Source organism: Latilactobacillus parafuchuensis, from assembly GCF_055271665.1.
Genome location: NZ_CM143875.1, coordinates 52,928 through 79,700, shown reverse-complemented (window position 1 = coordinate 79,700; position 26,773 = coordinate 52,928). Strand labels below are relative to the sequence as shown.

Below are 26,773 nucleotides of genomic sequence, written 5' to 3'. Positions count from 1 at the left end.
GATTATTTTTGAGAGGAACGACAGCCGTGTCAAGTCAAAATCAGACGTTTTTAGAAGCCAATCAAACCATTAATATTAAAGTCAACGAACCATTAAGTCATTATACATTTACCAAAACGGGTGGCCCAGCCGATGTGCTCGCCTTACCAAGTTCAGTGGCAGAAGTCCAACAGTTAGTGACCACTGCTCATCAATTTGAATTACCGATTACGATTATTGGGAACGCTAGTAATTTAATTGTGCGTGATGCGGGGATTGCCGGGTTAGTAATTATTTTAACGGCGATGAATCAAATTACGGTCAATCAACACGTGATTGTCGCCCAAGCCGGGGCTGAGATTATTCAAACGGCCGAAGCTGCTTATCAAGCGAGCTTGACCGGCTTAGAATTTGCCGCCGGAATTCCGGGGAGTGTCGGTGGGGCCGTCTTCATGAACGCCGGTGCGTATGAAGGCGAAATCAGTGATGTTTTAACGTCGGCAGAAGTGTTGACACCGGACAATCAGGTCATCACGATGACTGCTGCTGAATTAGAATTCAGTTATCGTCACAGTTTAATTCAAGAAAACGGCAGCATTGTCTTGGCTGCTCGATTCGATTTACCAAACGGGGTAGCGCCAATCATTCGTGAGAAAATGGATGAATTAAACGCGAAACGGGCCGCTAAACAACCATTAGAATACCCATCGTGTGGCAGTGTCTTCAAACGGCCAAAGGGTTACTATGTGGGGCCTTTAATTCAAGAAGCGGGTTTACAAGGGTACCAAATTGGTGGGGCGCAAGTTTCACAAAAACACGCGGGTTTTATCGTCAACATTGATGGCGCAACAGCCACCGATTATTTGACGTTGATTGCCCACATTCAAGCCGTAATCTGGGAGCAGTTCGAAGTTCGCTTAGAACCGGAAGTCCGGATTATTGGTCGAACGGTCTAAAAATTAAAAAGAAGCGGTCGGATTTAGCGACGGCTTCTTTTTTAGAAATCAAGGGAGTGATTGGATGGCCATTATCGAAGCCATTATATTATTAATTTCTTTGGTGATTATTGCCAACATTATTGGTCATTATATCCCCAAATTACCGGTGAGTTTGATCGAGATTGTCTTAGGTTTAGCGGTTGCGGTCTTATTTTCCTTTAAGATTCCGTTGAAGACGGATTGGTTCATGTTAGTATTCGTCGCACCGTTATTATTTAATGACGGTCGACGTTTCCCGAAAAAAGAATTGTGGGCACTCCGGGGGCCGATTATCGGCAACGCCATCTTTTTAGTGTTTATAACGACCTTGGTCGGCGGATTAGCGATTCACGGGCTAGTGCCCAAGCTACCACTAGCGGCTAGTTTTGCGTTAGCCGCGATTTTATCACCAACCGATCCAATGGCGGTGCAATCAATTTCGGAACAAGCCGCTTTGCCACCAAAAGTGTTACATCTAGTCAGCGGTGAAAGTTTAATCAACGACGCCAGTGGTTTGATTAGTTTTAAATACGGGATTGCCGCCGCAGTGACGGGGTATTTCTCATTACAAAATGCGGCTGGCGATTTTATCTATATCAGTATTGTCGGCGCAATCGCGGGGGCCGCTATGATGTATCTGATCCATTTGGTGCGTCTGTTCATGTTGCAACAGGGGATTGACGACGTTGTCTTTCATACCGTATTGCAGTTGCTCACCCCGTTGTTGATCTATCTAATTGTCGAAGATGGGTTACACGCGTCAGGGGTCATCGCGGTCGTCGTTGCCGGGATTGTCAGCCATTCTAGTCGCAACGTCTTTTTAGATTTTTTACCGGAATTAAAATTAGTCACCGAACAAACTTGGTCGATCAGTGTTTATCTATTAAACGGCATTGTCTTTTTGATTCTCGGTATTGAATTACCGGTGGCGATGGGCAGTACCGTGCGTAATCCGTTGATTGCTACGAGTGAAGCAATCTTGCTAGTTTTTGCCGTTTGGTTAATTCTGGTGTTGGTCCGGACGTTATGGACTTTTTCTTATTTGATGTATACCAATAAGAGTAATCCAAGAACGTTGCGGGCTAACGTCAAAATTTCAGTTTTATCAGGTCTATCTGGGGTTCGCGGGGCGATTACGATGGCCGGGGTCCTCTCAGTGCCGACCGTCTTAGCGGACGGCTCCGCCTTTCCCGAACGGGGTTTAATGTTGTTCATCGCTGCCGGTGTGATTATCGTCAGTTTAGTGATGGCGATTATCTTGATTCCTAAATTAACCAAGGTCAACACACCAATTGAGTTACGGGGAACACAACTCGATAGTGAGGTTGACGTCGAGGATGAAGCGACTGATGAACCCCAGTTTTTGAGTGAAACGGAAGCTAAAATTTACATTTACCGGGTGGCCGTTGGTTTGATTGAAGCGCAACGGCATATCGATAATAACCGAGTAGCGCTGGATTTAATCGCGGAATATCAAGTGATGATTCATCGTTTAGAGAGTCAACAAAACGATGCGACTGAAGGCACCGAGTTACCACCGCTCATCACGGAAGAATTAATTTTGCGTCAAGTCGCCTTGGCTGGTGAACGTCAAGCATTAGACGGGATGTGGCAGGCCAAAGAAATTAGCGCGAAAACGTACCGGCACGGTCAACGAAAATTGAAACAAAAACAGGTCCGTCTAGCAGTGATCGGCTCCAACTTTAATTGGCATCACGTTCAGCTCCTATTTTACCGACTGGTAGGGGCAGTGAAACATTTTGGTTGGTGGTTAGTACCACACAAGCAAACGGTCAAAGTCGCGACCGAATGGCAATTAACGGAACGTGAGATGGCGAAGGCGGGGATTAAGGCGTTATCGGCTTTCTTGAAACAACCAGAAAATCGGCAACAACATTATAATCGGCAAGTCATTTATCAAATTATTATGCGTTATCGTAATCAGATTGAAAATATGAAGAGTCTCGGTCACCGCAAGACCGATATCTATGAACGCCAATTGCAAAAATTGCGGATTAAGGCGTTGACCGGTGAACGAACGGCGATTCAGAATTTATTAGAGCAGCATCAGATTTCGTGGGCGCTGGCCGATGAATTACGCAAGAATATCAATTATTCAGAAAATGCGTTGATTCTAGCCAATAGTGATGCGGAAGAATAGAATAAGTGCTGACTCAAGTTGGTCAGACTTTGAGGATTAACCTAAAAATTAGCGGTATGATTTGTACTTTGAATCATACCGCTAATTTTGTAGTTAACCGGAAAAGGCTACTTGAGAAGCACGTTACCAATTGCCTATTAAGTTAAAAAAAAGAGTATCCTGAATTTAGGATACTCTTTTTTGATTTGAACGGAAATTGATGAGTTATGGCGCGCGTTAAAGAAAAACGTAAACTTACTAATAGGTTGTTAGCTTTTATCACAGCTTGTTTTTAAATTAGAATAAGCGACGGTGGCGGTAGAAACGCCAACCAAAATGACCAATCAGACTCGCCAGAATGGTCAGCCCGGAAATTAACAAGCCGAGTTTTAAATAAGGCGGGGTATAGGTGAACTGGATCTTGTGCTGACCTTTTTTGAGGGGCACAGCTAAGAAATTCTTTAAAGCTTTTTTGGGTTTGACCGTTTGGCCATCCACTTTGACTTGCCAGCCGGACGAATACGGAATGGTGGTCATCAAGACTTGCTTTTGTTTGGTAATCTTAATGGTCCCCGTAATCTTTCGATTTGAGAAGTGTGTGATTTTGAGCGGATTAGCCTGCAGTTTTTGGATGGTTTGTTGGAAGTTTTGCGTATTTAAACGATAGAGATTAATATTCTGCAACCAAATCTCAGATTTTGAAAAGGCGAAATCAAGGGTTTGGGTTTGGCCCTTAACGTGATTCGCTAAGTTGACGACGACTGGATCTCGGAAAGTGTCATATTGTTGGACGGTTTGTCCGTTGATCGTAATCCGGACGGCATTTTTTTCAAGACTCGAACCAAGCGTCAGATAATAAGCGTCGTTGGTGGTTGGCGTGAAGGTGTAGACGACGTGCCCATCTTTTTTAGAATCAATTTTCAAAAACGTTTCGTTCAGTTTCGGTTTTTGTTTCACGTTTTGATAAGTGACCGTGTTGAAAAATTCGAGGTTGAATAACTGCTGATTGACGCCAGTTTGTCCGGATAGTTCAGCAGCAATATTATTCTGTTCAATTAACGGATAATCGGCCGTCTTTTTATGTTTCAGAATTTGGTCGGAAGCGGCAAAACCGAGCGCCAATGCATTCGGATTGTGATAAATCTCAATATCGCCCGCCTTTTTAATCGGTGTGTAATCGACTAAATCGGGTTTGTAACTCGTTTTGGGAACCGTCGCTTGGACCGTCTGACTATTTAAATAATAGCGATAGCTTAAAAAGGCATCGGTGAATTCAGTTTGATTGGTGTCCGCGACGAACCCATCGCCAGCTGGTTCGCCAATCTGGCCCATAAAATTGGGATAGCTCGGTTCCAGCATTGAATTGAAATGGGAACCACCAAAGTAATTGGCTTGCATCGGATCATTTTTGGTCCGCATAAAGGTCTTACCAATCCGCTGGAACGCCGTTTTTTGGGGAGTGGTCTGGATTGCTTTTTGGAGTTGTTCCGTATAATCGGCGTAATCTTTCTGGGAGACGTAGCTGATCTGGTTCAAACTGATATAAGCGTTGGCGGTCATTTCGAGCGTGACGGTGACTAAAATCAAACAACCCACCGGTAACTTAAAGTGACGCGGAATCAGTAAGATGGCTAAACTGGCTAGAATTAAAAAACCAATACTGAGATACACTTGGTAGTTATCCAGTGCGGTGAAGGATTTGAGATGTTTCGCGGTATAACCGATACCGCTGATTAATAATAGGAAGGTCCACAGGAGTAACGGCCAGTTCATCCGGGGTTGGTAGTGGAGTCGTTGAACCGCTAAGACGATTAGCCAGAAACTAATGACATATGAGAAACGGTAAGGATACCAAACCGGGAATTGCATGCCGTGCCACAATAAGTCTAACGGTTCGAAACAAAGCGAAAGCCCCAAGAATCCGGTGACTAGCAAGGCAGCAAGTCGCTCTTTTAGTGGAATATTTTTGGTGAAGAAGTAGGCTAAAAAGAGAATCAGCACTAAACTACCGACAAAAATATTCGGTTCGCCTTTGGGCATTTGATCGAAATTAAAGTTACCGACAATTAGTTTCGATAAAATTTTGAGAGGATTATATTCAAGTTTCCAATGAATCTTTTGAATCGTATATTGCCCTTTACTCTGCGTTAATTGATAGAAGGTGGGTAATAATAACCAGGCGGCCAATAAACCAGCCCCGAGTGAACCGCCGATGAATTTTAGAATTGAACGGCCAGTTTGTCGCCAAGTGGTATGATGGCAAACGAGTGTCCAAGCAAAATAAGCAACGACGAATAGACAAACCATGTAGCCCATGTAATAATTGACGACCAGTAAAATAGCGAGGCTGATCGGGTATAACCAAAAATGGCGGGGTTTAAAGAGTTGTTCGATACCTAAGACGATTAGGGGTAACCAGATTAAAGCGTCGAGCCACATGATATTAAATTGATTGGCAATTGCAAAACCGGATAGTGCAAAGGCAATCCCGAAAGTCGGGAGCCACCAGCCAGTGGCCAGTCGGGTTTTCTTTAAATAGTAAGCCATGCTGAGACTCGTACAGCCGGTTTTTAAGAGAACGATTAACCAGACCCCGAAACTGAGCCATTTGCCCGGGGTTAAGAGGACAATCAGATTGAAAGGACTCATTAGATAATAAGCCCAAACACCGAGCATATCGCCGCCTAAACCTTTGGCAAAGGAATATAGGAAAGTGCTGGGATGTTGAAGTAAGGTGGTTCTGAAATAGGCAAAAAAGTCAATGTATTGCTGGCCTAAATCGACGGTCATAATGGTTTGACCACCGAAGGGAAAGACGTGGCGCATGATGCCGTAAATAAAGAGTAGGATGACGGGAAGTAGAAAACTAAGGGTTAAAAACCCATGCCGATGCCAATAATTGTATAATCGAGTCACAAGAATCCTCCAATTAATAAAAAAATCTAAAAATTAGTTTACAAATCAGCTTTTCCATATTAAAAGCTGTAAACTAGCAATGTAGTGTTTAGTGTCCCTAGCATACCATAATCTTGGGATCATTTAGTGATTTACCATAGCTTGTTCTGGATTATTTTGCTAAACTTAAACAATGAGAATTCTAAAATAGAATCAACTGGATAGGAGCAACTGAACATCCGTGAATATTATTAATCGAAAACCTAAGAAAAAACAAAATCGGGAGAAATCACACATCCCGTTTCGCTTAAACTTCTTGTTCTTTATTGTCTTTGCTTTATTTGCTGCGTTGATTATTCAACTAGCACGTTTGCAGGTGCTTGGTGGTGCGAAATATCAAGCCATGGTCGATAGTACGGATAAGACGATTGTGACCGGCAACGTTCCGCGCGGTATGATTTTAGATTCGAAGGGCCGCGTATTGGTTGGTAATAGTGCTAAATCGGCCATCTCATATACGAAAAATATGAATGTTTTATCTGATAAAATGTATAAAGAGGCCAACGAATTAACCCAATATTTGACGGTCAAAACCGATACGCTATCAAAGCGTGATCAAATTGATTACTACTTGAGTAATCCTGCTAATCTGAAAAAATGGAATGCTAAGTTGCCAAAATCCCAAAAGATCGCGGCTGATGGGTCTGAATTATCGACGAAAAAAATCTATCAATCAACCATCGATTTGGTCGAAAAGACCTTTACCGAATTATCAGATGAGCAGAAACAAGCGGCCGCCATCTTTAAGATTATGAGTGGCGCTTACCAGTTATCGACGGTCTACATTAAGAATTCGGATGTGACTGATAAAGAAATTGCTGAAATTAGTGAACATTTAACCAGTTTACCGGGGATTAGTGTCGGGACGGATTGGGAACGGGCTTATCCGAACGGCTCATCGATGCGCAGTATCATTGGGAGTGTTTCAACCGAGTCTCAAGGATTACCTGAAGATAGCTTGAAATCCTTATTAGCGCAAGGCTATTCACGAAACGACCGGGTCGGGACCAGTTATTTAGAGAAGCAATATGAAACGGTCTTGCATGGCTCGAAATCACAATCTGAAGTTGAAGTCAGCGCGAATAATCAAATTCTATCCAGCAGTGTGCTTTTCAAAGGTCAAAAGGGGAGTAATTTGAATTTAACGATTGACCAGACTTACCAAACCCAAGTCGAAGCGGCGTTGAAGAAGATTTATAACCAAGCCAAGACTGCAGGGGCGACGACCTATTCGGACGGGGCTTACGCGGTGGCGATGAATCCGAAGACCGGTGCGATTTTAGCAATGGCCGGTGAATCCAACGACCGAACGACCACGGAAGTTTCTGATGATGCGCTTGGCGTGATTAACCATACGTTTGTCATGGGGTCCGCGGTCAAGGGCGCGACCGTTATGGGTGGTTTGATGGACGGTGTCATTACGCCAACCAATAATACCTTGCCAGATACACCGATTTATTTAGTCGGGACACCGGTCAAGAAATCCGTTTATCCAGTTGGCACGTTCGGCTCGTTAACGGCGCAATCAGCCTTAGAAGTCTCTTCCAATATTTACATGATGCATTTAATCATGAAGGAAGCCAATGCTGACTATGTGGCCAATTCAAAAATGACTATGAGTCCGGATATCTTCACTAAAATGCGCGGTTATTTCAATCAATTCGGATTAGGTCAAAAAACCGGCATTGATTTGCCGGGTGAAGCCAAAGGAATTGAAGGGGCAACGTTAGACTCAGGTGGCAGTACTTTAGTCGGTTCGGCACTTGATTTATCTTACGGAAACTACGATGCCTATACCTTAATTCAACTCGCGCAATATATTTCAACGATTGCTAATGGTGGCAAACGGATGAAACCTTACTTGGTTGATTCGATTCAACAAACGGGTACCGATGGGTCATTAGGCAAGATTGAAGCCAAAACGGCACCAACCGTCTTGAATACCATTGATGCGCCGCAATCTTACTTTAACGTGGTTAAAGAAGGGATGTATAACGTCGTCAATGGTTCCAACGCTTGGGGCACAGCGCATACGTTGAAAGATATTAAACCAACGTTAGCCGCCAAGACCGGGACAGCACAATCTTTTGCCCGGACGGATCCGAACGATTCAACGAGTAAACAAGTTGAAACGGTCACCTCAAGTCTCGTTGGTTTTGCACCGTATGACGATCCGCAGATTGCGATTGCGGTCGTTTTCCCGAACCTCACATCGGATGATGGCCATTACAATACCTTACTAGCACGCGAGATGATTACGGATTATTACAAACTAAATAATATTAAAGAATGAAATATTTAGAAATAACCTTTTCAGATACTATAAAAAATGGTATGATATTATGAGTCTAAGACTTAAACACTAGAAATTAATTAACAGCTTGGAGGCTATATCAATGCGCGTACACATTACAATGGAATGTACAGAATGTCACGAACGTAGTTACTTATCAAACAAAAATAAGCGTAACAACCCAGATCGCTTGGAATTAAAGAAATATTGCCCACGCGACCGTAAAGTGACTTTACACCGTGAAACTAAATAATTAGTTATAAGAGTTAGGGCAACTGCCCCGGCTCTTTTTTTGTTAATTATTAAGGAGGCCTATCAAATGTTGACTAAGGAAGCACAGCGCCAACAACAGATTCAACAATTAGTTGAATTGTCCCAACAACCAGCGCTTAAACAGGCTCAAGAAGCGACGATTTTAAAACAGTTGGCCGCATCAAGCGCGTTTCAAGCAGCCACGGTCATCGGAATCACGTTGAGTCAATCAATTGAATATCAAACGCAACCGGTGATTGAATTAGCCCGGCAGCTCGGTAAGACAGTGGTCGTGCCTAAAACCTTACCAAAACGGCAAATGGCTTTCTATGAATTAACCCCGACAACCGAACTGATTAAAAGTAATTTTGGGGTGCTCGAACCGGTCGCCACGGTGGTTCGTGTTCCGGATTTAATGATTGTCCCCGGGCTCGCTTTTACGGATGACGGTTGGCGTTTAGGGTTTGGCGGCGGTTATTACGATCGCTATCTGGCTCAAAATCCGATGCTGACCATCGCATTGGCTTTAAAACCACAACAAAAAGCGGCGTCGGACTGGACAGTTGACCCATTTGATATTAGAATCAATCAAGTAATCAAAGGTTGAAAAGGAGAAGAGATGAACATTAAAAGAAAATTGAATCAATGGCGAGATCAACCATTCGTGGCTTACGGCTTAGTGGTTATTGCGATTTTGATGTTTTGTATCAGATTTGTGTTACCTGCCGTAACGTTCCATGGTTTTGTCTCGGTTAATACTTTATTAACGGGCCAGATTGGCTCATTTATCTTATCCGCCTTTAATGAACTAAGTGTTTCAGGCTTGGTGATGGACGGCTTAATTTTATATTTTGTGGGTGGCCAATTGGAACAATTAGTGGGGCATTGGCGAATATTAGCGATTTACTTATTGAGTGGGCTAGCTGGTCTAGTGACACAAGGGCTTTTCTTAGGGACGGATTCGATGACCACGACCATCAGTATGGCCGTTTTAGGTATTTTTGGTGGCTTTTTGATGCTCGGGGATGCGTTTAAAGAAAGCGCGGTTCTCGGTCAAGTCGCCCGGCAATATTGGCTCTTTTTAATTTTGTCAGTCGGCTTACAAGTGATTTTTAACCGAAATGCCGTCTATGGAATGCTTGGCGGGATTCTCGGTGGTTTTTTAAGTGCGATGGCGCTTGGTGCACCAAAAGTGGGTAAAATTAACCCGGTAAACCGGATAATCAGTGGTGTGGTTTACGTGGTTGCAATCATTTTATTCGCATATTTGGGTATGAATCGTTAACAATTTTAGGTATACTATTAAAGGTGAAGTTGATGAAAACTCTTTATGATGTGCAACAACTTTTAAAACAATTTGGCGTTTATGTCCATGTTGGCAAGCGACTTTGGGATATTGAATTAACCAGTATTGAATTACGCCACATCTATGATGCGGGGTTAATTGATGGCAAAGTGTATCGTGATGCCAAGATGGTGCTTGTTCATGAACACCGGTTGGAAGAAAAAGAAACATTTAATCATGAATTATTGGAGGAAAAGTTTAAATGACAGATAAAAAATTAATCGGCGTAGATTTAGGTGGCACAACTGCTAAGTTTGCAATTATGACCACGGATGGTGAAATCCAACAACGCTGGAGTATTGAGACTGATATTTTAGATGAAGGTAGTCATATCACACCTGATATCATCGAATCGATTAATCATCATTTAGATTTATATAACATGGTCCCTGCTGACTTTATCGGGATTGGCATGGGAACGCCTGGTAGTGTCGACATCGAAGCCGGCACGGTCATCGGGGCTTATAATTTAAATTGGAAGACAACCCAATATCTAAAGCGTGATATCGAAGCGGGTACTAAAATGAAATTTGCAATTGATAACGATGCCAACGTGGCTGCCTTAGGCGAACGTTGGAAGGGTGCTGGTGAAAACCAACCCGACGTTGCGTTTGTCACATTAGGCACCGGTGTCGGTGGCGGGATTGTCGCTGACGGTCATTTATTGCATGGTGTTGCGGGTTCCGCTGGTGAATTAGGCCACGTGACTGTTCAACCAAATGGTTATGAATGTACTTGTGGTAAAAAAGGCTGTCTTGAAACTTACGCATCAGCAACCGGGGTTGTCCGGGTTGCGCGTGACATGGCTGAAGAATACGCTGGTAACTCTAAATTGAAAACAATGTTAGACGATGGCGAAGAAATCAGTTCGAAATTGGTTTTCGATATGGCAAAAGAATCAGATGCTTTGGCTGTTAAAGTCGTCGATCGCGTTTGTTTCTATCTTGGTTTAGCGTTGGCGAATGTCGGTAATATGTTGAACCCTTCTTACATCGTAATCGGTGGTGGTGTTTCAGCAGCTGGTGAATTCTTACGCAAGCAAGTCCAAGCTTACTTTGAAGAATTTACATTCCCTAACGTTAAGAACACGACTAAGATCCGTTTGGCTAACTTAGGCAACGTGGCTGGTGTCATTGGGGCTGCTTCGTTAGCATTGCAACTTGATCAACAATAATTAAGTTAAAGGAAGTTATGTAGATGTTTGTCTTAGGATCAATTACAACGTGGACCATTAATATTATCTTATTACTCGTTTTACTTTGGTTAGTCGGCGATTGGGCTTACTACAAGATTCAACGCAAACGTTTAGGCGGCGAATTAACGGCCGAAGACTTTGAATCAACGATGCGTAAAGCGCAAATTGTTGATTTACGCGATAAAAAAGATTTTGATGCCAACCATATTTTAGGGGCGCGGAGTATGCCGTATCCAATGTTAAAACAAAATATGGGCGAATTGCGTCAAGATTTACCCGTTTATTTATACGATACTGGGATTACATTGAGTATCCGAGCAACGTTAAAATTACGTAAAGCCGGTTTTACAGAAATTAAGTGGCTTCAAAAAGGTTATGCGGGTTGGACCGGTAAGACGAAACGTAAAAAATCATTAAACTAAAAAAGAACCCAAAAGTCAGTTGAGTATTAGCGACTTTTGGGTTTTTCATTTCAAATAAAAAAGGACCGTGGCATAAATTTCAGTATCTCGATGTTAATGGATATGTTTCGTTGACGCGTGTCAGAACTCATCAATCTCCGTTCAAATCAAAAAAGCTGATTATCCTTAGTTCGGAATAATCAACTTCTTCAACTTGATACTCAATTGATGACCAAGTTCTGTCACAGCTAGTACTATATTAACCTTGGTGAGCAGCGTGGCTCTTACGGTTAGCGCGACGACGATTATCTTCAATTTGGGATTCTTTTTCTTCGATTGGATCAACAACGGTTTTCTTGAAAGCCAATAATGAACCAGCAATCGCCCCAACTGTTGAAATTGTACCGATAACGAAACCTTTAGCAAATTTATGTTTCATGATAAAACCTCCTAAGATCTAATTGATTCAAGCTATAAACTTATTATCGCGTATTTAGGCTTGAATAGCCAGTAAAATCCATTAATTAGTGGGGTGAAATAATGATAAAAGAAAAAGTATTAGTCATCGTGGGGCCGACGGGGGTTGGTAAAACAGCCCTTAGCCTAACCTTGGCGCAACAGTTGAACGGTGAAATCATCTCCGGAGATTCTATGCAGGTCTACCGCCAATTAGATATTGGGACCGCTAAAGCGACACCGGCGGAACAAGCGCAAGTACCACACCATTTAATTGATATTGTCGATGTGCAAGAACGCTTTACCGCGTATGATTTTCAACAGCAAGGGCAAGCGTTGGTGCAGCAGATTCGCCAACGGAACGCGTTGCCGATGATTGTTGGTGGGACCGGTCTGTATTTACAAGCATTATTGTATGATATGACGTTAGGCACAGCGGAAGAAGCTGAAGCTAATTTTAAGGTTCGCCAAAAATGGCAAGCTTATTTAACCGATCACACGCCGGCCGAACTGTGGCAAACACTTCAGCAAATTGATCCGCAAGCGGCGGCTAAGATTCCGCCGGCCAATACACGCCGAGTCATTCGCGCGCTTGAAGTCTATGAAACGACGGGTGTGAAATTTTCTGATCAAAAACCCAATCAATTACGCTACGATACGTACGTGATTGGGTTGAATTGTGATCGACCGGTTTTGTATGAACGGATTGATCAACGCGTGGATCAGATGCTAGCGACTGGGTTATTGGATGAAGCTAAATGGGCGTACCAGCAACAGGCTGATAGTCCCCAAGCGGTCCGGGGTATTGGTTATAAAGAGTTTTACCCCTATTTTGATGGTCAGTATTCATTCGCGCGCGCCGTTGAACTCGTCAAACAAAATTCACGGCATTACGCCAAACGCCAATTAACGTGGTTTAGAAATCAAATTCCGGTTCATTGGTATAATTTAGTGGAAAATCAGGCTGAAGATCTTGTCCGTATTCAACAGGATGTTCAAGCTTGGTTAGAAAAGTGAGGAAGAATATAAATGAGTTGGCAAACCGATTTAGCACCCGAATTACAAACTAAAATTCAAGCCGTTGACGCCCAAATTGCTCCCCGATTGACGGCGTTAGACGACCAGATTATCAATAACCAAGCTAAAGTGCTACAGGCTTTTCAAGATCAATCAATTTCGGAAACGCATTTAAATGGAACAACCGGTTATGGGAATGACGATCAAGGACGCGACAAACTGGAAGCGGTCTATAGTCAAGTCTTTGGGACTGAAGACGCACTCGTCCGACCCCAACTGGTTTCAGGAACGCACGCAATTGGGACGGCCCTGTTAGGGATGCTACGCCCAGGGGATGATTTACTTTATTTAACGGGTGAACCCTACGATACCCTGCAAGAAGTCATCGGCATCGCCGGTAACGGGATTGGTTCGTTGAAGGAATACCAAATTGGCTTTGATTACGTGCCGTTATTGGCAGATGGGAGTGTCGATTTCGAATTAGCGAAAACGATGATTACTGCTAAAACAAAGGTCATTGCGATTCAACGTTCACGCGGCTATGCCGTTCGCGATAGTTTTACGGTCGCTAAAATTGCGGAAATGGTTCGTTTCATCAAAACGGTTAATCCGGACAGTATCATCTTCGTCGATAATGCTTATGGTGAATTTTCAGAAGTGATTGAACCCACGGATGTCGGCGTCGATGTCATGGCCGGTTCGTTGATTAAAAATGCCGGCGGTGGGATTGCCCAAACAGGCGGCTACATTGTCGGGACGCAACGTTTGATTGAAATGATTGGTTATCGCTTAACCGTGCCGGGTGTCGGTGCGAGTGAGGGTGCAACCCAAGGTAATTTACAATTAATGTTTGAAGGCTTTTTCTTGGCACCAAGTGTGACCGGTAATGCCATTAAAGGGGCGATTTATGAAGCGGCATTGCTTGAAAAAATGGGCTTGTCGGCTTCGCCTAAATGGGACGCGCCGCGGACCGATTTAATTCAAACCGTCAACTTCGGTAATCCGGATGACATGGTTAAATTTGCCGGTTGTGTGCAAGCCCAATCGCCAATTGATTCGTTTGTGACCCCGATTCCCAGTGACTTTGCCGGTTATGAAGATCAAATCGTCATGGCAGCAGGCACCTTTATTCAGGGGGCTAGTATTGAATTCTCCGCTGACGGCCCCATTCGGGCACCGTACACGCTTTATTTACAAGGTGGGTTAACTTACGCCCACATTAAGCTGGCGATCAGTCGTGCCGTACAGACGACGTATTACGCTTAAATAATCGAATTGAATTCAAGTGTTTTGTTATTGGAAATTTCAATAATGAAGCGCTTTTTTTGATGTAGAAAGCGTGCTATGATGGGATTGCAACGAATCGTAGCAACGCTTTTCCTAAAAGCACCGAACCGTTGCTAGTGAATTGATGCCTTAGATGGGCAAGCTAGAGTTGGAGGTGGTTAGGATGTTAATTGGTGAACGGTTGCAAGCGTTACGGGTACAAGCGAATTATTCACAACAAACGTTGGCTGAGAGGTTAAATGTTTCGCGCCAAACGATTTCAAAATGGGAGACGGATCGTAGCCAACCAGAATTAAGTTTATTAATTCAATTGGCGCAGATTTATCAGGTAAGTCTCAATGAGTTGGTCCAAGTTGAAACAGTGTCAGGTAGAACTGCGTGGTGGACGCGTCTAAAGCAGAAATTAAGCGATCGGCCAACAACAAAGCCGACTGATTTTCAATTAGTATTAGCCAACCAGCAACGATTCTATCCTGATTTAACCGCTCAATTTGGCTTAACGTTGACGGATGTTGTCTTTGGGATTGGCCAACAACGGTATCCGCAGTTGTGGCGCCAAGTCCGGTCACCGTACTTGATAGAATTAACCGCAGATTCGGTTCTGATTAAGCGGACTGATGAGTTGAAATTAGGGGCATATCAAACTTTAAAAACGATTGATGACACGCAGATACAAACGGTGACCTATACGATTATTCGAACGTTAGGCGCTTTTGCTGGTGGTGGGGTGCCGGCGCCAGGTTTTGGCTATAGTTACCGGGCCCTATTGACGGTGCAAACCAAGTATCAAACAGCCCCTTTTTATCTGATTAATCAAGATTATCAGCAATTAGCAAAAGTTCTCAAGCGAGTTGCAGGTCAAAAGGGGATTCATATTTATGATCCGATGACAATTTTGCCAATGATTCAAGAACAGTCCAGTGCGACTTGTTTTGATTATTTTGAAAATAACTATCAACGGCTTGCAGAACAAGCGGCTTATCCAAAACCTTATCAAGAACAGGGAGTCATGTAATGGTTGAGTTATCAGCGCAACAACAATTTGAAACGAATCCAGATGGGGTGCAAGCTTATCAAGCCTATTTTGGAACGCTGACGGATGATGATCATCTCTGGTTTGAATTATTAACAGTCGGCGTCTTTCAAGTCGGCTTGAGTTGGCAAGCAGCGGCCAGTAAGTTACCCGTTTATCGCGCTGTTTTTGCGGGGATGTCAATTGAAGAAGTCGCGCAGTTCGATGAAGGCGATGTCGAACGACTGCAGCAAGACGAACGGCTGATTCGCAATCCACGTAAGATTCGAGCGGTGATTCAAAATGCGCAGGCGATTTTAGCCATTCAGGCGACCGGCGTTAGTTTCTCCGAATTTCTATGGGATTTTGTTGGTGGACAACCGCAACTGTTACTCATGAGTGATCCTGGAGTGACTGAGCGGTCAGCGCCAATCAGTACGCAATTAGCGAAGGCATTAAAAAAACGCGGGTTCAAGTTTGTCGGACCAGTTGTGACGCACATGATGATGCTTGCCGGCGGCTTGTTACAAGTTGCGGACGACTAAGGGTTATTAGTTGTGGGTTAATTTAGATTGCGCGATAATCAAGCTAGTAGATGAAAGGTGGTTTTTAAATGACAGCAAAAACATTTCAATTTGATTCAGAATTAGTCGTCAACCGTTTGGGATATGGTACGATGCAATTGCCTGGTAGAGGGGTTTGGGGACCTTCTGAAGATCCGCAACAAGCGGTGGCTGTGATGCAAGCGGTCTTAGCGAGCGATGTTAATTTTATCGATACGGCGGATTCTTACGGCCCGTTTTTTGCAAATCTATATTTAAAAGAAGCCCTTAAAACCTATCAAGGACCACATAAGCTGATTGCGACCAAGGTTGGTTTTACCCGCCAAGGACCCGAAGAATGGACGGTTGTCGGTCGGCCCGAATATCTACGCCAACAAGTAGAGTTGAATTTATGGTCATTAGGTTTAAAATCAATCGATTTATTGCAATTGCACCGGATTGATCCCGCGGTCTCATTGGAAGCACAAATCGGTGTTTTAGCTGATATGCAACAAGAAGGCAAGATTAAACATATCGGGCTATCACAAGTGTCGGTTGCTGAATTGAAACAAGCCCAAGCAATCACGCCGATTGTCTCGGTTCAAAATCGTTACAATTTAATTGATCGCCAGGATGAAGACGTTTTGAATTATGCTGACGAACAAGGGATTGCGTTTATTCCGTGGTACCCACTAGCAACCGGTAAGTTAGCAACTGATGAAAATGGCATCTTGATGCAAATCGCTAAGGCCCACCAAGCCCAACCGGCTCAAATTGCGTTGGCTTGGTTATTACAGCGTTCCGACGTCATTTTGCCGATTCCAGGCACACGTAATATTGCGCATTTAAAGGCCAACATTGCCGCGCAAGAAATTGTTTTAACGCCTGCTGAATTTGATCAATTAAGTCGATTAGCAGATTAGAAGCCAAAAGAATTTGAACCTTAAAGGGGTTCGAATTCTTTTTTATTTTAAACTGATGTTAGAAAACCTAACATCAAATGTTGACCGGATTAAAAGTGACTGTTATGATAAAACGCAAGTGAGGTGAAATCAATGGCTGAAAAACAACTCAGACGTAATTTAGCGGTGTTACCAATCGGGACCGTGATGAAATTAACGGGTCAAACGGCGCGCCAAATTCGGTATTACGAAGCACAACAACTCGTTTTACCGGAACGGACCGCGGGACACCAACGACTCTTTTCATTAAACGATGTCGATCGTTTGTTAGAACTTAAAGATTATTTAGCGGAAGGGGCGACTATCGCCCAAATTCAACAAATCTATCAGAAACAAGCGCAAAAACGGCAGCAACCTGAATTGTCAGACACACAAACCCGTCAGCTACTGGCCCAAGAATTATTGTCGGTTAGCGGTTTAGTTGGACAACGGTCAGCGATTTCACAATCATCTAAATTATATTAAGGGGCGATCGGATTAATGGCACGTAAAGTATTGGCAGCAGCCACTATCAAGCAATTAGTAGAAACAGAAAACGTTAAATTTTTGAGATTAATGTTCACGGATATCAACGGCATTATTAAGAATGTGGAAGTTCCGATTAGTCAATTAGATAAAGTGTTGAGCAACAAAATGATGTTTGATGGTTCTTCAATCGACGGTTTTGTGCGAATCGAAGAAAGTGATATGTATTTACGGCCAGATTTAAGTACTTGGTTAATTTTCCCATGGGAAGCTGAACACGGCAAAGTTGCCCGATTAATTTGTTCAGTTTACACCGCAGCTGGTGAACCATTCTTAGGCGATCCCCGCAACAATTTAAAAAAATTAGTCCGCGATATGCAAGCAAAGGGCTTTAAAGATTTCAACATTGGACCCGAACCTGAATTTTTCTTATTCAAATTAGATGAATTTGGCAAACCAACGTTAAAATTAAACGATCAAGGGGGCTATTTCGATTTTGCCCCAGTTGATTTAGGCGAAAACTGTCGCCGTGATATTGTTTTGGAACTTGAAAAAATGGGCTTTGAAGTTGAAGCCAGCCATCATGAAGTCGCACCTGGTCAACATGAAATTGATTTCAAATATGCCGATGCCGTCGATGCGGCCGATAACATTCAAACCTTTAAGTTAGTCGTTAAAACGATTGCTCGTAAACACGGGTTGCACGCGACGTTCATGCCCAAGCCACTCCATGGGGTCAACGGTTCTGGGATGCACATCAACATGTCGCTCTTTACTGAAGAGGGTCAAAATGCGTTCTTTGATGAAAATGGCAAGGAACAACTTTCTGAAACGGCTTATTATTTCTTAGCCGGTTTATTACACCACGCGCGCGCGATTACCGCCATCAACAATCCAACGGTTAATTCGTACAAACGATTAGTCCCTGGTTTTGAAGCGCCCGTTTACGTCGCTTGGTCAGGTCATAACCGTTCACCATTGATTCGAGTACCCCAATCACGCGGTTTATCAACCCGTTTGGAACTCCGGAGTGTTGATCCAAGCGCTAACCCATACTTAGCTATCAGTGCAATCTTAGCGGCTGGCTTGTCAGGCTTGGAACAGAAATTATCACCTGATGCGGGTGTTGACCGCAACATCTACAGCATGGACGAAACGGAACGGAAACAAAGCCACATCACCGATTTACCTTCGACCTTGCACAATGCGTTGAAAGAATTAGCGAGTGATCAAATCATTAAGGATTCAATGGGGCCTTATCTCTATCAAAGTTTCATGGATTCTAAATCACTCGAATGGGCGGCTTACCGCCAACAAGTGTCTGAATGGGAACGTGAACAATACCTAGAGCTTTATTAGTCGCAATTTGTGAGTGTTTTTTGTACAATGAACTTTTAAGTAAAGGAAGTTTATTCAATGAAAACATTAGTGCTTGTCAGTCACCCAGAAATTGAAAATTCAATGGTTCAAAACTTTTTAAAAGCCAGTTGTACCGGACTGGAAGAGGTCACTTGGCACGTTTTGCCAGCAACCTTAGACGTGGCTTTCGAACAAGCCCAACTCAAGGCGCACGACCGGATTATCCTCCAATTCCCGCTTTATTGGTACGCGGCGCCGGCCAGTTTAAAAAATTGGTTGGATAGCGTCTTAACCGGCGAGTTTGCGTTTAACGGGAGCCAACCGTTAGCAGGTAAAGAATGTGGGCTGGTCGTGTCAACGGGCATCGCCGCGAAACATTTTCAAGCTGGTGGGAGCGAACAAGCGACCATGTCAGAAATTTTACGACCCTATGAGCTGGTTGCACGGAAACTAGGGATGACTTATTTAACGCCACTCGTGATTCACCAACTGGGTTATTGGTCTGAAACGGCTAAACAGTTATTGGTCGTTGACTACCAACGTTATCTCAGTCAGAATACCTTTACGCTAACGGATAAAGTCGCTTGGTTTCAAACACAATTAGCCCAACGACAAGCGGCGACTGAAGATGAAACGCAACGACAACAGTTGGCTTTAATCGGGGAACAATTAATGGAACAAAGTGAGTTGTTAACCGATTTGAACTGGCAAGTTCAAATGATTCGGCAAGAAGAGGGTGAAGGCTAATGACTGAAGAAAATTGGTTACAACAACAGATTCAGCAATTACAACGCCAAGCCACCACTTATGAAGATCAAGCTTTTTATCAGGCACTCGGTCAAGTCAGTCATGAACTAGCACAACGAATTGAACAACGCCAAGGTGAATTAGACGGCCGCATTTGGAACGCAACAAAATGGTAATCATCGTAAAAATAGCCATAGTAAGATCGAATTTCGATTTTACTATGGCTATTTTTGAATGGTACAAAATTTATTATTGCAGTAAAGATGAAATTGGATGCTCTTCTTGGTATTGTTTTTGTTCAGCTTCTTTATGAGCACCAATAGCCGCTAGTATGAAGATAAGCAGTAATAAAGTAGTTACAACGATTCCGGTAATCGCTAATTTTCTATGGTCCTTCTTAACCGTTCCGATGATCGATAGAACAAATCCTGCTATTTCAAGTAGCAATGGGATAATAAGGCCTAATCCAGTTTCTATTGGAAGAGAAAAAAGAAAACCTAATACTGCTAAACCGAGGCCAATTAAAGTTAGTGAATATTGTTTCTTTGCCATAATAAAAATTCCTCCAAAAAATAATATAGTCTGTTTTTATATCTATCCTGACATAAAATGATTATAAATATATCTAAATGGACATAAACACGTTGGTTAGTATACCATATGAATCGTTTGAATTAAAATTAAATTTAATTTGTATGCACAAAAAAACCGTCGAATGTTAATCGACGGTTGGATTAATAATTATTTAATCAGTATAGCGTTTGATTAAAGCGACAAAGGCATCCACGATAGCTTGGAAGAAACCAATCGTGTCTGGGTTAGTTACATCACCGTTGTCGTCTAATAAATTCATGACGTTACCGATATAAGCTTCTGGTTGTTGAACCGTTGGCATGTTCAAGAAAACAAGTGATTGACGTAAGTGATGGTTGGCACCAAAGCCACTGATGGCACCAGGTGAGACGCTGACGATTTCAGCGGGTTTGTTATCCCAAACACTGGCACCATAAGGGCGTGAACCAACGTCTAAAGCGTTTTTCAAAACGGCGGGGACTGAACGATTATATTCTGGTGTGACGAACAAAACGGCGTCCATCGTCTTCATCTTATTTCTAAACGTGGTGTAAGCTGCGGGGACTTGGTCAAGATCGTCGTAATCTTGATTATATAAAGGGAGATCGCCAATTTCGATCACTTCTAAATTGAAATCAGCGGGGAAAAGTTTGCTTAAATTCTTAGCAACAGCCTTACTAAATGAGCCTTTGCGTAAACTTCCGACTAAAACAGCGATATTTTTTGACATATAAAAACCTCCAGTAATTTAACTTATTTTTTGTAAGTACCTTTAGTATAGCACGCAACTTTTTAGATGCAACTAATGATACTTATACTTTCAGCATATAAAGGTGAAGGGACTTATGCAAATAAAACGACTTTTAAGCGAACAGATTTGAATTGTGAGTGAGACTACCCGTATAATAAAGCTAATCGATCAATTAATTATTGGAGCTGACAACATGAAAATCAAATGGCAAGTGCAAGCCGGGCAACAGCGGAGTTTTAAACAGTTTTTATTGGGCCAGGGTATCAGTCAGCGACTATACACTAAAATTAAAGCGTTACAGTTACCGCTTTATTTGAATCAAAAAAAAGTGACGCCTGACAGTGTCGTTCAAGTTGGGGATTGGGTTAGTTTGCAGCTACCTGCAGAACCGGCAGACGAGTCCGTCATCATCAGCCATGGCCCACTGAGCGTAATCTATGAAGATGAGTACTGGTTAGTGGTCGATAAACCAGCCGGACTCTCGACGATTCCAGGGCCGACTAACCAGACTGATACGTTGTTGAACCGGATTAAAGGTTATTGGCAACAACAAGGTGCCCAAAATTTAGTGCCGCATATTATCACCCGTTTAGATTACGACACAAGTGGGGTGGTCTTAGTTGGGAAACACCAAGTTGCCCAGAGTTTATTGCAACCGCAAATTGAAAATCATCAATTACAGAAACTTTATTTAGCGGTGGTCGCGGGCAACGGATTAGCCACACAAGGTGAAATCAACGCACCAATTGGCCGAGTGGCTACTGAAATTCGGCGCCAAGTATTGGCAACTGGTCAATCGGCGCGGACGAGTTATTGGTTGTTAGGAGAAAGTAATGATCGTACCGCTGTCAAAGTTCAAATTCATACGGGCCGGACGCACCAAATTCGGGTCCATTTCAGCGATTTAGGGCATCCGCTATTAGGCGATCAATTATATGGCGGACCGCTTGATTTAGGGATTGAGCGTCAAGCGTTACACGCGTATCAATTAAGTTTCCTAGATCCATTTACACAACAAACCAAGTGTTTTAACGCACCAATTCCAGAAGTGATTCAAGCCGTATTGCCAGCTACGGTACAACTAGCAGATTTAGTAAATTAGTAGCAGCAAGGGGCGATTGGATGAAACATTGGAAAATAATAGTAGTGGGTCTGATTTGTCTGCTGATTGGTGGGGTGATTGGGAACGTCTGGCCCGTCAAGCAGTTAACAGTGGCTTCCGAAAAGACGACGAATCGGCCGAATCGGCCACTGATTTTTGTGCCGGGTTCTAGCGGGACGCAAGAAAGTTATAATCGGATGTTGCAGACGTTGAATCGGAATAGACAACACAGTATTTTAAAAATAACGGTCGCCGATAATGGTGATTTGAAGGTGACCGGAAAACTGAAATCAGGTGATAAAAAACCGCTGATGGTGGTTGCGTTTGTCAATAATGCCGATGGTGATCAGAATATTGCGCTTCAAACGGCGTTGTTTAAGACGACCTTGCGGCAACTTGAGAAACGGTATCATTTTAAACAATTTGATGGTGTTGGTTATTCCAATGGGGGATTAGTGTTAACGCAGTTCGCCGAACAGGACAGTCACCGGACAGCTCTTAAGCGGCTGATGACGATTGGCACACCATATAATGATTTAAATCCAAAGGCGAGTCAAAAAAGTGCGATGTTAAAAAGCTTATTGGCAGATCGGCAAAAATTATCGAAGCAGTTGACCGTTTTTTCGTTAGGCAATATTGTTGAGGCGGATAGCGATGGCATTGTACCAATTGGTAGTGTTTTAGCGGGGCGCCAAATATTTACGAATCAGGTCGCTCATTTTACGACGTTAATGACCAATGACCCACAAGCGGCCCATACGGAACTCATCGATAATCAGACGATTATCTGGTTCGTCAAGCGGGTGATGATTAACCGCGAGACACCAATTTAAGCTAATGCAAAGGGGATTAGTGAGATGAAAGCATTCCAATTATTTAAACACCAGAACACCCATTTTTGGCATCATTGGTGGCAATACGGCAAGGTCGTTTTGACGATTGAATTATTGATCGGTTTAATCTGTGTGCCAGTGCTTAATCTGTTAGCGAATACGATTTTAAATTTAGGTCGGGTTAAATACGTCTCTTACACTAATTTGGGTCAGTTATTAAAACAACAACCGTGGGTGATGTTAGCTTTATTAGTCATTTTGGGGCTTATCTTAGCGTTGATTTTCACCCAATTTACGTTGTTATTATTGGGCTTTTATCATGTTCGTCATCGACAGACGGTAACGTTTGGGACCGAAATGAAGATGGCGGTTGGCCAAATCAGACAATTGCCAATTAGCGCAATCGGGTTTTTTAGCTTATATTTTTTAATCATTTTACCGTTTAGTCAAATTGGCTTTAACAGTCAATTATTAAGTAAGGTCAAAATTCCCCGCTTCATTTTGGATTGGTTAATTAGTGAACATCCGGTGTTGGCCGGATTAGTGGCCATCTTGTATCTGCTCATTTTATATTTGGGTTTACGGTGGTTATTTGTCCTACCGTTAATGATTCTGGAACAACAACCGATTCGCCAAGCCATGCGCTTGAGCTGGGCTAAGACGACACACCACAGTTGGGGTTATGCGCGCTACATTATGACGGTTGGTTTAGCGGTATTGGTCGTCGTTGGGCTATCGTTCGGTGGTTTGTTAGCGATTCAATCGGGATTGGATCATTATTGGCACGCCGGTGCGCTTAGTGGGGCCATCATTAATTTGAGTTTAACCCAAGTGATTAGTGTCTTAGCCAGTATTTACGGAACGAGCATGATTGCGTTGTTAATGTTATCGGAAGTTGAACAACAATCTCCTAATTTTGCCATTGTTAATCGGGGGCATTATCGCTTAAAACAAGGCCTTTGGGTCGGATTTTTCGTCGTCACAGGTTTTTTGTTTATTGGATATAGTGTTCTTTATTTTCAAGGCTTCTTAGCCCAACAACCGATGACCATTTCTCACCGTGGGGTTGATAACGGCAATGGGGTCCAAAATTCGATTCCGGCATTACAAAAGACGGCCCGGAAAAAACCGGATTACGTTGAAATGGATGTTCAAGAAACAAAAGACCACCAATTCGTCGTATTGCATGATGAAAATTTAAAACATCTAGCGGGAATCAATCAGTCGCCCAGCAACTTAACGCTAGCGCAACTTCAAAAAATAACGGTGCACGAAAATGGCTATTCGGCTAAAATCGTTAGTTTTGATGACTATTATCAAGCGGCTCGGCAAGCTCATCAGAAATTATTAATTGAATTTAAAAAAACGCCAGCGATGACCAAGGGATTCGTTAAGCGATTTGCAATCCAGTATGGGACCGACATTCTTAAAAATGGCGATTTGATCCATTCGTTGGATTATGACTTAGTTCAACAGAGTCGGCATTATATGCCTAAAGTCGGGGCGAGTTATATTCTGTCGTTTAATCTCGTTGGCGTGCCAAAAACCACGGCTAATTATTTCACGATGGAATATACAACTTTGAATGATACGTTTATCGATGATGTACACGCCCAACATAAAAAGGTGCTGGCTTGGACGGTCAACGATACAGATGATATGGATCAATTAATGCTGAAAAACGTGGACGGGATTATTACCGACCAATTAGGGACGTTGAACACTGAAATTAAAGCGAATTTTAAAGCCAATACGTATACGATGCGCTTATTTAATTACATGATTGATATGCCGGCTAGTCAAATCTAAAAAAATAGCGTACTAAAAAGCGGCTAATCCGATGACGGATTAGCCGCTTTTGCTTTGTTATTTAGGCGGTTAAATTATTGAGGAGACTATGACTAATCAATCCGCCGATGATTAGAATTAAGAATTCAGTTAGTGGAACACTAAGCCAGACACCGGTTAAACCGAATAAACTAGCGAGAATCAAGACGCTACTGATTAAGACGATATAGCCCCGCATAATGGCGACGAAGAATGACAGTCGCGGTTGTGCGATGGCGGTCATGAAGAGGTTATTGACGATATTGAGACTCGAGAAAAAGAAACTGATAAAGATTAACGGAATCCCGGCTGAAGCGAATTTAACCAATAATTGATTTTGTTCGTGATTAAAGAGGGCAATAATCGGTTGTTTGAAGAGGATTAAAACTAGGTATAAGCAAATTGCAATGCCAAAGGCTGAAGCGAGACCAATCCGCAGACTCGTCCGGACGTTAGAATAATTCCGTTTACCAAACTCACGACTGACAATCGGTTGAACACCAACCGCAACGCCGTTAAATAAGGATAACCCGACAATCAAGATGTTCGCGATAATCCCGTAAGCCGCGACCGCATAATTGCCGGCTAAATGTAAAATCACGAGGTTAAAGACAAAGATGCTGACGCCAGTACTCATTTCAGTTAGAAATGACGGGAAGCCCAAATGAATGGCGGTGAAGGTTGGTTTTAGATTTAAGTCTAATTTTTTTAAGGTTAATAAGCGTTCGGGATGATGACGGTGGTGCGTTAGAATTAGCAGACTAACCAATGGGGAACAGATTGTCGCTAAAGCCGCGCCTAACATGCCCATGTGTAATGGAAACATCAAAATGTAATCAAAGACAATCACGAATAAACTTTGTGAAAGGGTCGCAATCATCGTGAGATGTGGATTGCTGTCATTTCGAATAAAACTTAAAACCAGATTATTGATGATGAATAGGGGACTACCAATTAGAATAATCCGTAAATAAGTCAGTGCGGGGGCCATCGTTTCATGATTGGCGCCTAGCAAATGTAATAGCGGTCGAATAAAGACTAAGCCAATGATCATAATAAGTAGGCCTAACAAGATACCAAAGGTTAGGACTTCAGTGAAAATTTTTTGACTTCTTTCAGGATGACGGACTTTGTTAATGGAGAAAATCGTTGCGCCCCCGATGCCGAGCATTAAACCAAGGCCATTGAATAAGTTGAAGACGGGTAAATCAATGTTCAATGCGGCTAAACCAATCGGCCCAACCGCAAAGGCGATGAAATAGGTATCGGCTAAGATATAGATCGATAAGCCAAGTGAACTAAACACATCGCGGACGATGTAACCCGTTAGTTCTTTTTTAATTGTTGGTGAATTTGTCAAAAGTAACACTCCTATTCAATTGGTAGTGGGGTTGCCTGCAACCGTGTAATGAGGTGCTGGATTGGCGTTGGCAGTTCTTTGCGGGCAACTAGGTAGAACTGACGTTGATACTGTTTGGAAAGTGGCTGGTAAGCAATTTCTGGATAATCAAGGAGTGCTGTACTGGAAATCAGTGATTGACCAACACCTTGTCGTAATAATTGTACGATGATTGCGTTACTTTTAACAGTCATCGTTTGCGTTAATGTTAAATTATTTTCTTTTAAGTAGTTCATCGTGTAATGATAAACTCCGGAACCTTCCTCACGTAATAACCAAGGTTGGTCAGGTTGGCCCGCTAAAACGAGTTGGTCGGATTGCAGCGTGGTCCGAATTAAATGATTCTCAGTTAATGGTTTTTCGATAAAACCAAAATCTAATTTATGTTGGGTCAGTTGTTCGACAATTTGGGAAGAATTTAAAGTGCTGATTTCGAGTGCGAGGCCGGTTAAATCAGTTTGATGGCGTTGTAATAGTGCGGGTAGCAGGTACATACCGGTGGTGTGTGAAGCCGCAATCCGACAAGGAATCGGTTGATGGGTCAGGGGTGCTTGCAGGGCTTGTAAGTCTTGTTGCCACAAATCCAATAGGTGTTGTGCTTGTTGGTAGAATAAATCAGCGCTCGGCGTCGGACTAATTTGTTGGCGCCCATTGCGTTCAAAGAGCGTGACCCCTAAAGTCGCCTCAAGTTGTTTGATTTGAACCGAAACAGTTGGTTGGGATAAAAATAAGAGTTGGGCGGCAGTGGTGAAGTTTTTGGTTTCATAAACGGTTTTAAAAATTTCGAGGGCTTTCAGCATTTAACCACTTCCATTAATTATTTTAATAACAACTATTATAAAGATTTATTTTATTAATTGAAAGCTTTTCGGTATAGTTAAGTTATTGATTAACAGAGGAGTTT

General features: G+C 42.8%; 27 protein-coding genes. 21 read left to right on the top strand and 6 right to left on the bottom strand.

The window, feature by feature from the left end:
• Positions 1–26: 26 nt before the first annotated feature.
• Both murB and ACVPPQ_RS00520 read left to right on the top strand, forming a co-directional pair.
• Positions 27–935, top strand: a complete 909-nt coding sequence (gene murB, locus ACVPPQ_RS00525) for a UDP-N-acetylmuramate dehydrogenase (RefSeq protein WP_463494963.1) — start codon at positions 27–29, stop codon at positions 933–935.
• 64 nt (positions 936–999) lie between these two features.
• Entirely contained in the window at positions 1,000–3,117 is a 2,118-nt protein-coding gene (locus ACVPPQ_RS00520) for a cation:proton antiporter (RefSeq protein WP_463494961.1), read from the top strand.
• Between the two features lie 276 nt (positions 3,118–3,393).
• Here the strand turns inward: ACVPPQ_RS00520 and ACVPPQ_RS00515 are convergent, their stop codons facing one another.
• A complete protein-coding gene (locus ACVPPQ_RS00515; RefSeq protein ID WP_463494959.1) occupies positions 3,394–6,012 on the bottom strand; it encodes a YfhO family protein in 2,619 nt (872 codons plus the stop codon).
• Positions 6,013–6,232: 220 nt separating this feature from the next.
• On the opposite strand from ACVPPQ_RS00515, the gene ACVPPQ_RS00510 reads away from it, so the two are divergent.
• From ACVPPQ_RS00510 to ACVPPQ_RS00480, 7 genes are all read left to right on the top strand, one after another.
• Positions 6,233–8,344: a peptidoglycan D,D-transpeptidase FtsI family protein gene (locus ACVPPQ_RS00510; protein WP_463494957.1), complete on the top strand. Its 2,112-nt coding sequence runs from the start codon at positions 6,233–6,235 to the stop codon at positions 8,342–8,344.
• A gap of 103 nt (positions 8,345–8,447) precedes the next feature.
• On the top strand, positions 8,448–8,597 hold the full coding sequence (gene rpmG, locus ACVPPQ_RS00505; protein WP_081779567.1) for a 50S ribosomal protein L33: 150 nt from the start codon (positions 8,448–8,450) through the stop codon (positions 8,595–8,597).
• Positions 8,598–8,663: 66 nt separating this feature from the next.
• Entirely contained in the window at positions 8,664–9,203 is a 540-nt protein-coding gene (locus ACVPPQ_RS00500; RefSeq protein WP_463494954.1) for a 5-formyltetrahydrofolate cyclo-ligase, read from the top strand.
• Between the two features lie 12 nt (positions 9,204–9,215).
• On the top strand, positions 9,216–9,881 hold the full coding sequence (locus ACVPPQ_RS00495) for a rhomboid family intramembrane serine protease (RefSeq protein ID WP_025083952.1): 666 nt from the start codon (positions 9,216–9,218) through the stop codon (positions 9,879–9,881).
• 32 nt (positions 9,882–9,913) lie between these two features.
• Positions 9,914–10,147, top strand: a complete 234-nt coding sequence (locus ACVPPQ_RS00490) for a YqgQ family protein (RefSeq protein ID WP_025083953.1) — start codon at positions 9,914–9,916, stop codon at positions 10,145–10,147.
• Entirely contained in the window at positions 10,144–11,115 is a 972-nt protein-coding gene (locus tag ACVPPQ_RS00485; RefSeq protein WP_463494951.1) for an ROK family glucokinase, read from the top strand. The genes ACVPPQ_RS00490 and ACVPPQ_RS00485 overlap by 4 nt, the downstream gene beginning before the upstream one ends.
• A gap of 23 nt (positions 11,116–11,138) precedes the next feature.
• A complete protein-coding gene (locus ACVPPQ_RS00480; protein ID WP_463494949.1) occupies positions 11,139–11,558 on the top strand; it encodes a rhodanese-like domain-containing protein in 420 nt (139 codons plus the stop codon).
• Positions 11,559–11,796: 238 nt separating this feature from the next.
• Here ACVPPQ_RS00480 and ACVPPQ_RS00475 read toward each other — a convergent pair whose 3' ends face one another.
• Positions 11,797–11,976: a DUF3042 family protein gene (locus tag ACVPPQ_RS00475; RefSeq protein WP_025083956.1), complete on the bottom strand. Its 180-nt coding sequence runs from the start codon at positions 11,974–11,976 to the stop codon at positions 11,797–11,799.
• A 101-nt stretch (positions 11,977–12,077) separates the two neighbouring features.
• Between ACVPPQ_RS00475 and miaA the strand changes: the two genes are divergently transcribed.
• The 9 genes from miaA (at position 12,078) to ACVPPQ_RS00430 (ending at position 19,560) form a co-directional block, all read left to right on the top strand.
• On the top strand, positions 12,078–13,010 hold the full coding sequence (gene miaA, locus ACVPPQ_RS00470; RefSeq protein WP_463494947.1) for a tRNA (adenosine(37)-N6)-dimethylallyltransferase MiaA: 933 nt from the start codon (positions 12,078–12,080) through the stop codon (positions 13,008–13,010).
• Between the two features lie 12 nt (positions 13,011–13,022).
• Positions 13,023–14,276, top strand: a complete 1,254-nt coding sequence (locus tag ACVPPQ_RS00465) for a methionine gamma-lyase family protein (RefSeq protein ID WP_463494945.1) — start codon at positions 13,023–13,025, stop codon at positions 14,274–14,276.
• Between the two features lie 184 nt (positions 14,277–14,460).
• Positions 14,461–15,312, top strand: a complete 852-nt coding sequence (locus ACVPPQ_RS00460) for a helix-turn-helix transcriptional regulator (RefSeq protein WP_463494943.1) — start codon at positions 14,461–14,463, stop codon at positions 15,310–15,312.
• Positions 15,312–15,854, top strand: a complete 543-nt coding sequence (locus ACVPPQ_RS00455; protein WP_463494941.1) for a DNA-3-methyladenine glycosylase I — start codon at positions 15,312–15,314, stop codon at positions 15,852–15,854. Before ACVPPQ_RS00460 ends, ACVPPQ_RS00455 begins: the two co-directional genes overlap by 1 nt.
• A 68-nt stretch (positions 15,855–15,922) precedes the next feature.
• On the top strand, positions 15,923–16,774 hold the full coding sequence (locus ACVPPQ_RS00450) for an aldo/keto reductase (RefSeq protein ID WP_463494939.1): 852 nt from the start codon (positions 15,923–15,925) through the stop codon (positions 16,772–16,774).
• A 132-nt stretch (positions 16,775–16,906) separates the two neighbouring features.
• Entirely contained in the window at positions 16,907–17,278 is a 372-nt protein-coding gene (locus tag ACVPPQ_RS00445) for a MerR family transcriptional regulator (protein WP_463494937.1), read from the top strand.
• 15 nt (positions 17,279–17,293) lie between these two features.
• On the top strand, positions 17,294–18,637 hold the full coding sequence (gene glnA, locus ACVPPQ_RS00440) for a type I glutamate--ammonia ligase (RefSeq protein WP_463494935.1): 1,344 nt from the start codon (positions 17,294–17,296) through the stop codon (positions 18,635–18,637).
• 57 nt (positions 18,638–18,694) lie between these two features.
• The gene (locus ACVPPQ_RS00435) at positions 18,695–19,384 is read left to right on the top strand and encodes an NAD(P)H-dependent oxidoreductase (protein ID WP_463494933.1); all 690 of its coding nucleotides are present in this window, start codon (positions 18,695–18,697) and stop codon (positions 19,382–19,384) included.
• The gene (locus ACVPPQ_RS00430; protein WP_463494931.1) at positions 19,384–19,560 is read left to right on the top strand and encodes a hypothetical protein; all 177 of its coding nucleotides are present in this window, start codon (positions 19,384–19,386) and stop codon (positions 19,558–19,560) included. The genes ACVPPQ_RS00435 and ACVPPQ_RS00430 overlap by 1 nt, the downstream gene beginning before the upstream one ends.
• Before the next feature lie 73 nt (positions 19,561–19,633).
• Here the strand turns inward: ACVPPQ_RS00430 and ACVPPQ_RS00425 are convergent, their stop codons facing one another.
• Complete coding sequence (locus ACVPPQ_RS00425; protein WP_463494929.1) at positions 19,634–19,936, bottom strand: hypothetical protein; 303 nt, start codon at positions 19,934–19,936, stop codon at positions 19,634–19,636.
• 193 nt (positions 19,937–20,129) lie between these two features.
• A complete protein-coding gene (locus ACVPPQ_RS00420; protein WP_463494928.1) occupies positions 20,130–20,687 on the bottom strand; it encodes an NADPH-dependent FMN reductase in 558 nt (185 codons plus the stop codon).
• Between the two features lie 214 nt (positions 20,688–20,901).
• On the opposite strand from ACVPPQ_RS00420, the gene ACVPPQ_RS00415 reads away from it, so the two are divergent.
• Genes ACVPPQ_RS00415 through ACVPPQ_RS00405 form a run of 3 tightly spaced genes read left to right on the top strand, consistent with a single transcriptional unit; the run spans position 20,902 to position 24,452 of the window.
• Complete coding sequence (locus tag ACVPPQ_RS00415) at positions 20,902–21,810, top strand: RluA family pseudouridine synthase (RefSeq protein WP_463494926.1); 909 nt, start codon at positions 20,902–20,904, stop codon at positions 21,808–21,810.
• Positions 21,811–21,830: 20 nt separating this feature from the next.
• Entirely contained in the window at positions 21,831–22,643 is an 813-nt protein-coding gene (locus tag ACVPPQ_RS00410) for an alpha/beta hydrolase (protein ID WP_463494924.1), read from the top strand.
• Between the two features lie 24 nt (positions 22,644–22,667).
• Positions 22,668–24,452 carry a glycerophosphoryl diester phosphodiesterase membrane domain-containing protein gene (locus ACVPPQ_RS00405; RefSeq protein WP_463494922.1) on the top strand — a complete coding sequence of 595 codons (1,785 nt, stop codon included), beginning with the start codon at positions 22,668–22,670 and terminating at the stop codon, positions 24,450–24,452.
• 61 nt (positions 24,453–24,513) lie between these two features.
• On the opposite strand, the gene ACVPPQ_RS00400 is transcribed toward ACVPPQ_RS00405, so the two are convergent.
• Together ACVPPQ_RS00400 and ACVPPQ_RS00395 are read right to left on the bottom strand one after the other, a co-directional pair.
• Positions 24,514–25,830, bottom strand: a complete 1,317-nt coding sequence (locus tag ACVPPQ_RS00400; protein WP_463494920.1) for an MATE family efflux transporter — start codon at positions 25,828–25,830, stop codon at positions 24,514–24,516.
• Positions 25,831–25,841: 11 nt separating this feature from the next.
• Positions 25,842–26,669: a LysR substrate-binding domain-containing protein gene (locus ACVPPQ_RS00395; RefSeq protein ID WP_463494918.1), complete on the bottom strand. Its 828-nt coding sequence runs from the start codon at positions 26,667–26,669 to the stop codon at positions 25,842–25,844.
• Positions 26,670–26,773: the final 104 nt, after the last annotated feature.

Excerpts from the sequence above, each read along its gene's own strand:
- ACVPPQ_RS00520 (WP_463494961.1), top strand. The coding sequence starts at position 1,000 with ATGGCCATTATCGAAGCCATTATATTATTAATTTCTTTGGTGATTATT.
- rpmG (WP_081779567.1), top strand. The coding sequence starts at position 8,448 with ATGCGCGTACACATTACAATGGAATGTACAGAATGTCACGAACGTAGT.
- ACVPPQ_RS00500 (WP_463494954.1), top strand. The coding sequence starts at position 8,664 with ATGTTGACTAAGGAAGCACAGCGCCAACAACAGATTCAACAATTAGTT.
- ACVPPQ_RS00495 (WP_025083952.1), top strand. The coding sequence starts at position 9,216 with ATGAACATTAAAAGAAAATTGAATCAATGGCGAGATCAACCATTCGTG.
- ACVPPQ_RS00490 (WP_025083953.1), top strand. The coding sequence starts at position 9,914 with ATGAAAACTCTTTATGATGTGCAACAACTTTTAAAACAATTTGGCGTT.
- ACVPPQ_RS00485 (WP_463494951.1), top strand. The coding sequence starts at position 10,144 with ATGACAGATAAAAAATTAATCGGCGTAGATTTAGGTGGCACAACTGCT.
- ACVPPQ_RS00480 (WP_463494949.1), top strand. The coding sequence starts at position 11,139 with ATGTTTGTCTTAGGATCAATTACAACGTGGACCATTAATATTATCTTA.
- ACVPPQ_RS00475 (WP_025083956.1), bottom strand. The coding sequence starts at position 11,976 with ATGAAACATAAATTTGCTAAAGGTTTCGTTATCGGTACAATTTCAACA.
- miaA (WP_463494947.1), top strand. The coding sequence starts at position 12,078 with ATGATAAAAGAAAAAGTATTAGTCATCGTGGGGCCGACGGGGGTTGGT.
- ACVPPQ_RS00465 (WP_463494945.1), top strand. The coding sequence starts at position 13,023 with ATGAGTTGGCAAACCGATTTAGCACCCGAATTACAAACTAAAATTCAA.
- ACVPPQ_RS00460 (WP_463494943.1), top strand. The coding sequence starts at position 14,461 with ATGTTAATTGGTGAACGGTTGCAAGCGTTACGGGTACAAGCGAATTAT.
- ACVPPQ_RS00455 (WP_463494941.1), top strand. The coding sequence starts at position 15,312 with ATGGTTGAGTTATCAGCGCAACAACAATTTGAAACGAATCCAGATGGG.
- ACVPPQ_RS00450 (WP_463494939.1), top strand. The coding sequence starts at position 15,923 with ATGACAGCAAAAACATTTCAATTTGATTCAGAATTAGTCGTCAACCGT.
- ACVPPQ_RS00445 (WP_463494937.1), top strand. The coding sequence starts at position 16,907 with ATGGCTGAAAAACAACTCAGACGTAATTTAGCGGTGTTACCAATCGGG.
- glnA (WP_463494935.1), top strand. The coding sequence starts at position 17,294 with ATGGCACGTAAAGTATTGGCAGCAGCCACTATCAAGCAATTAGTAGAA.
- ACVPPQ_RS00435 (WP_463494933.1), top strand. The coding sequence starts at position 18,695 with ATGAAAACATTAGTGCTTGTCAGTCACCCAGAAATTGAAAATTCAATG.
- ACVPPQ_RS00430 (WP_463494931.1), top strand. The coding sequence starts at position 19,384 with ATGACTGAAGAAAATTGGTTACAACAACAGATTCAGCAATTACAACGC.
- ACVPPQ_RS00425 (WP_463494929.1), bottom strand. The coding sequence starts at position 19,936 with ATGGCAAAGAAACAATATTCACTAACTTTAATTGGCCTCGGTTTAGCA.
- ACVPPQ_RS00420 (WP_463494928.1), bottom strand. The coding sequence starts at position 20,687 with ATGTCAAAAAATATCGCTGTTTTAGTCGGAAGTTTACGCAAAGGCTCA.
- ACVPPQ_RS00415 (WP_463494926.1), top strand. The coding sequence starts at position 20,902 with ATGAAAATCAAATGGCAAGTGCAAGCCGGGCAACAGCGGAGTTTTAAA.
- ACVPPQ_RS00410 (WP_463494924.1), top strand. The coding sequence starts at position 21,831 with ATGAAACATTGGAAAATAATAGTAGTGGGTCTGATTTGTCTGCTGATT.
- ACVPPQ_RS00405 (WP_463494922.1), top strand. The coding sequence starts at position 22,668 with ATGAAAGCATTCCAATTATTTAAACACCAGAACACCCATTTTTGGCAT.
- ACVPPQ_RS00395 (WP_463494918.1), bottom strand. The coding sequence starts at position 26,669 with ATGCTGAAAGCCCTCGAAATTTTTAAAACCGTTTATGAAACCAAAAAC.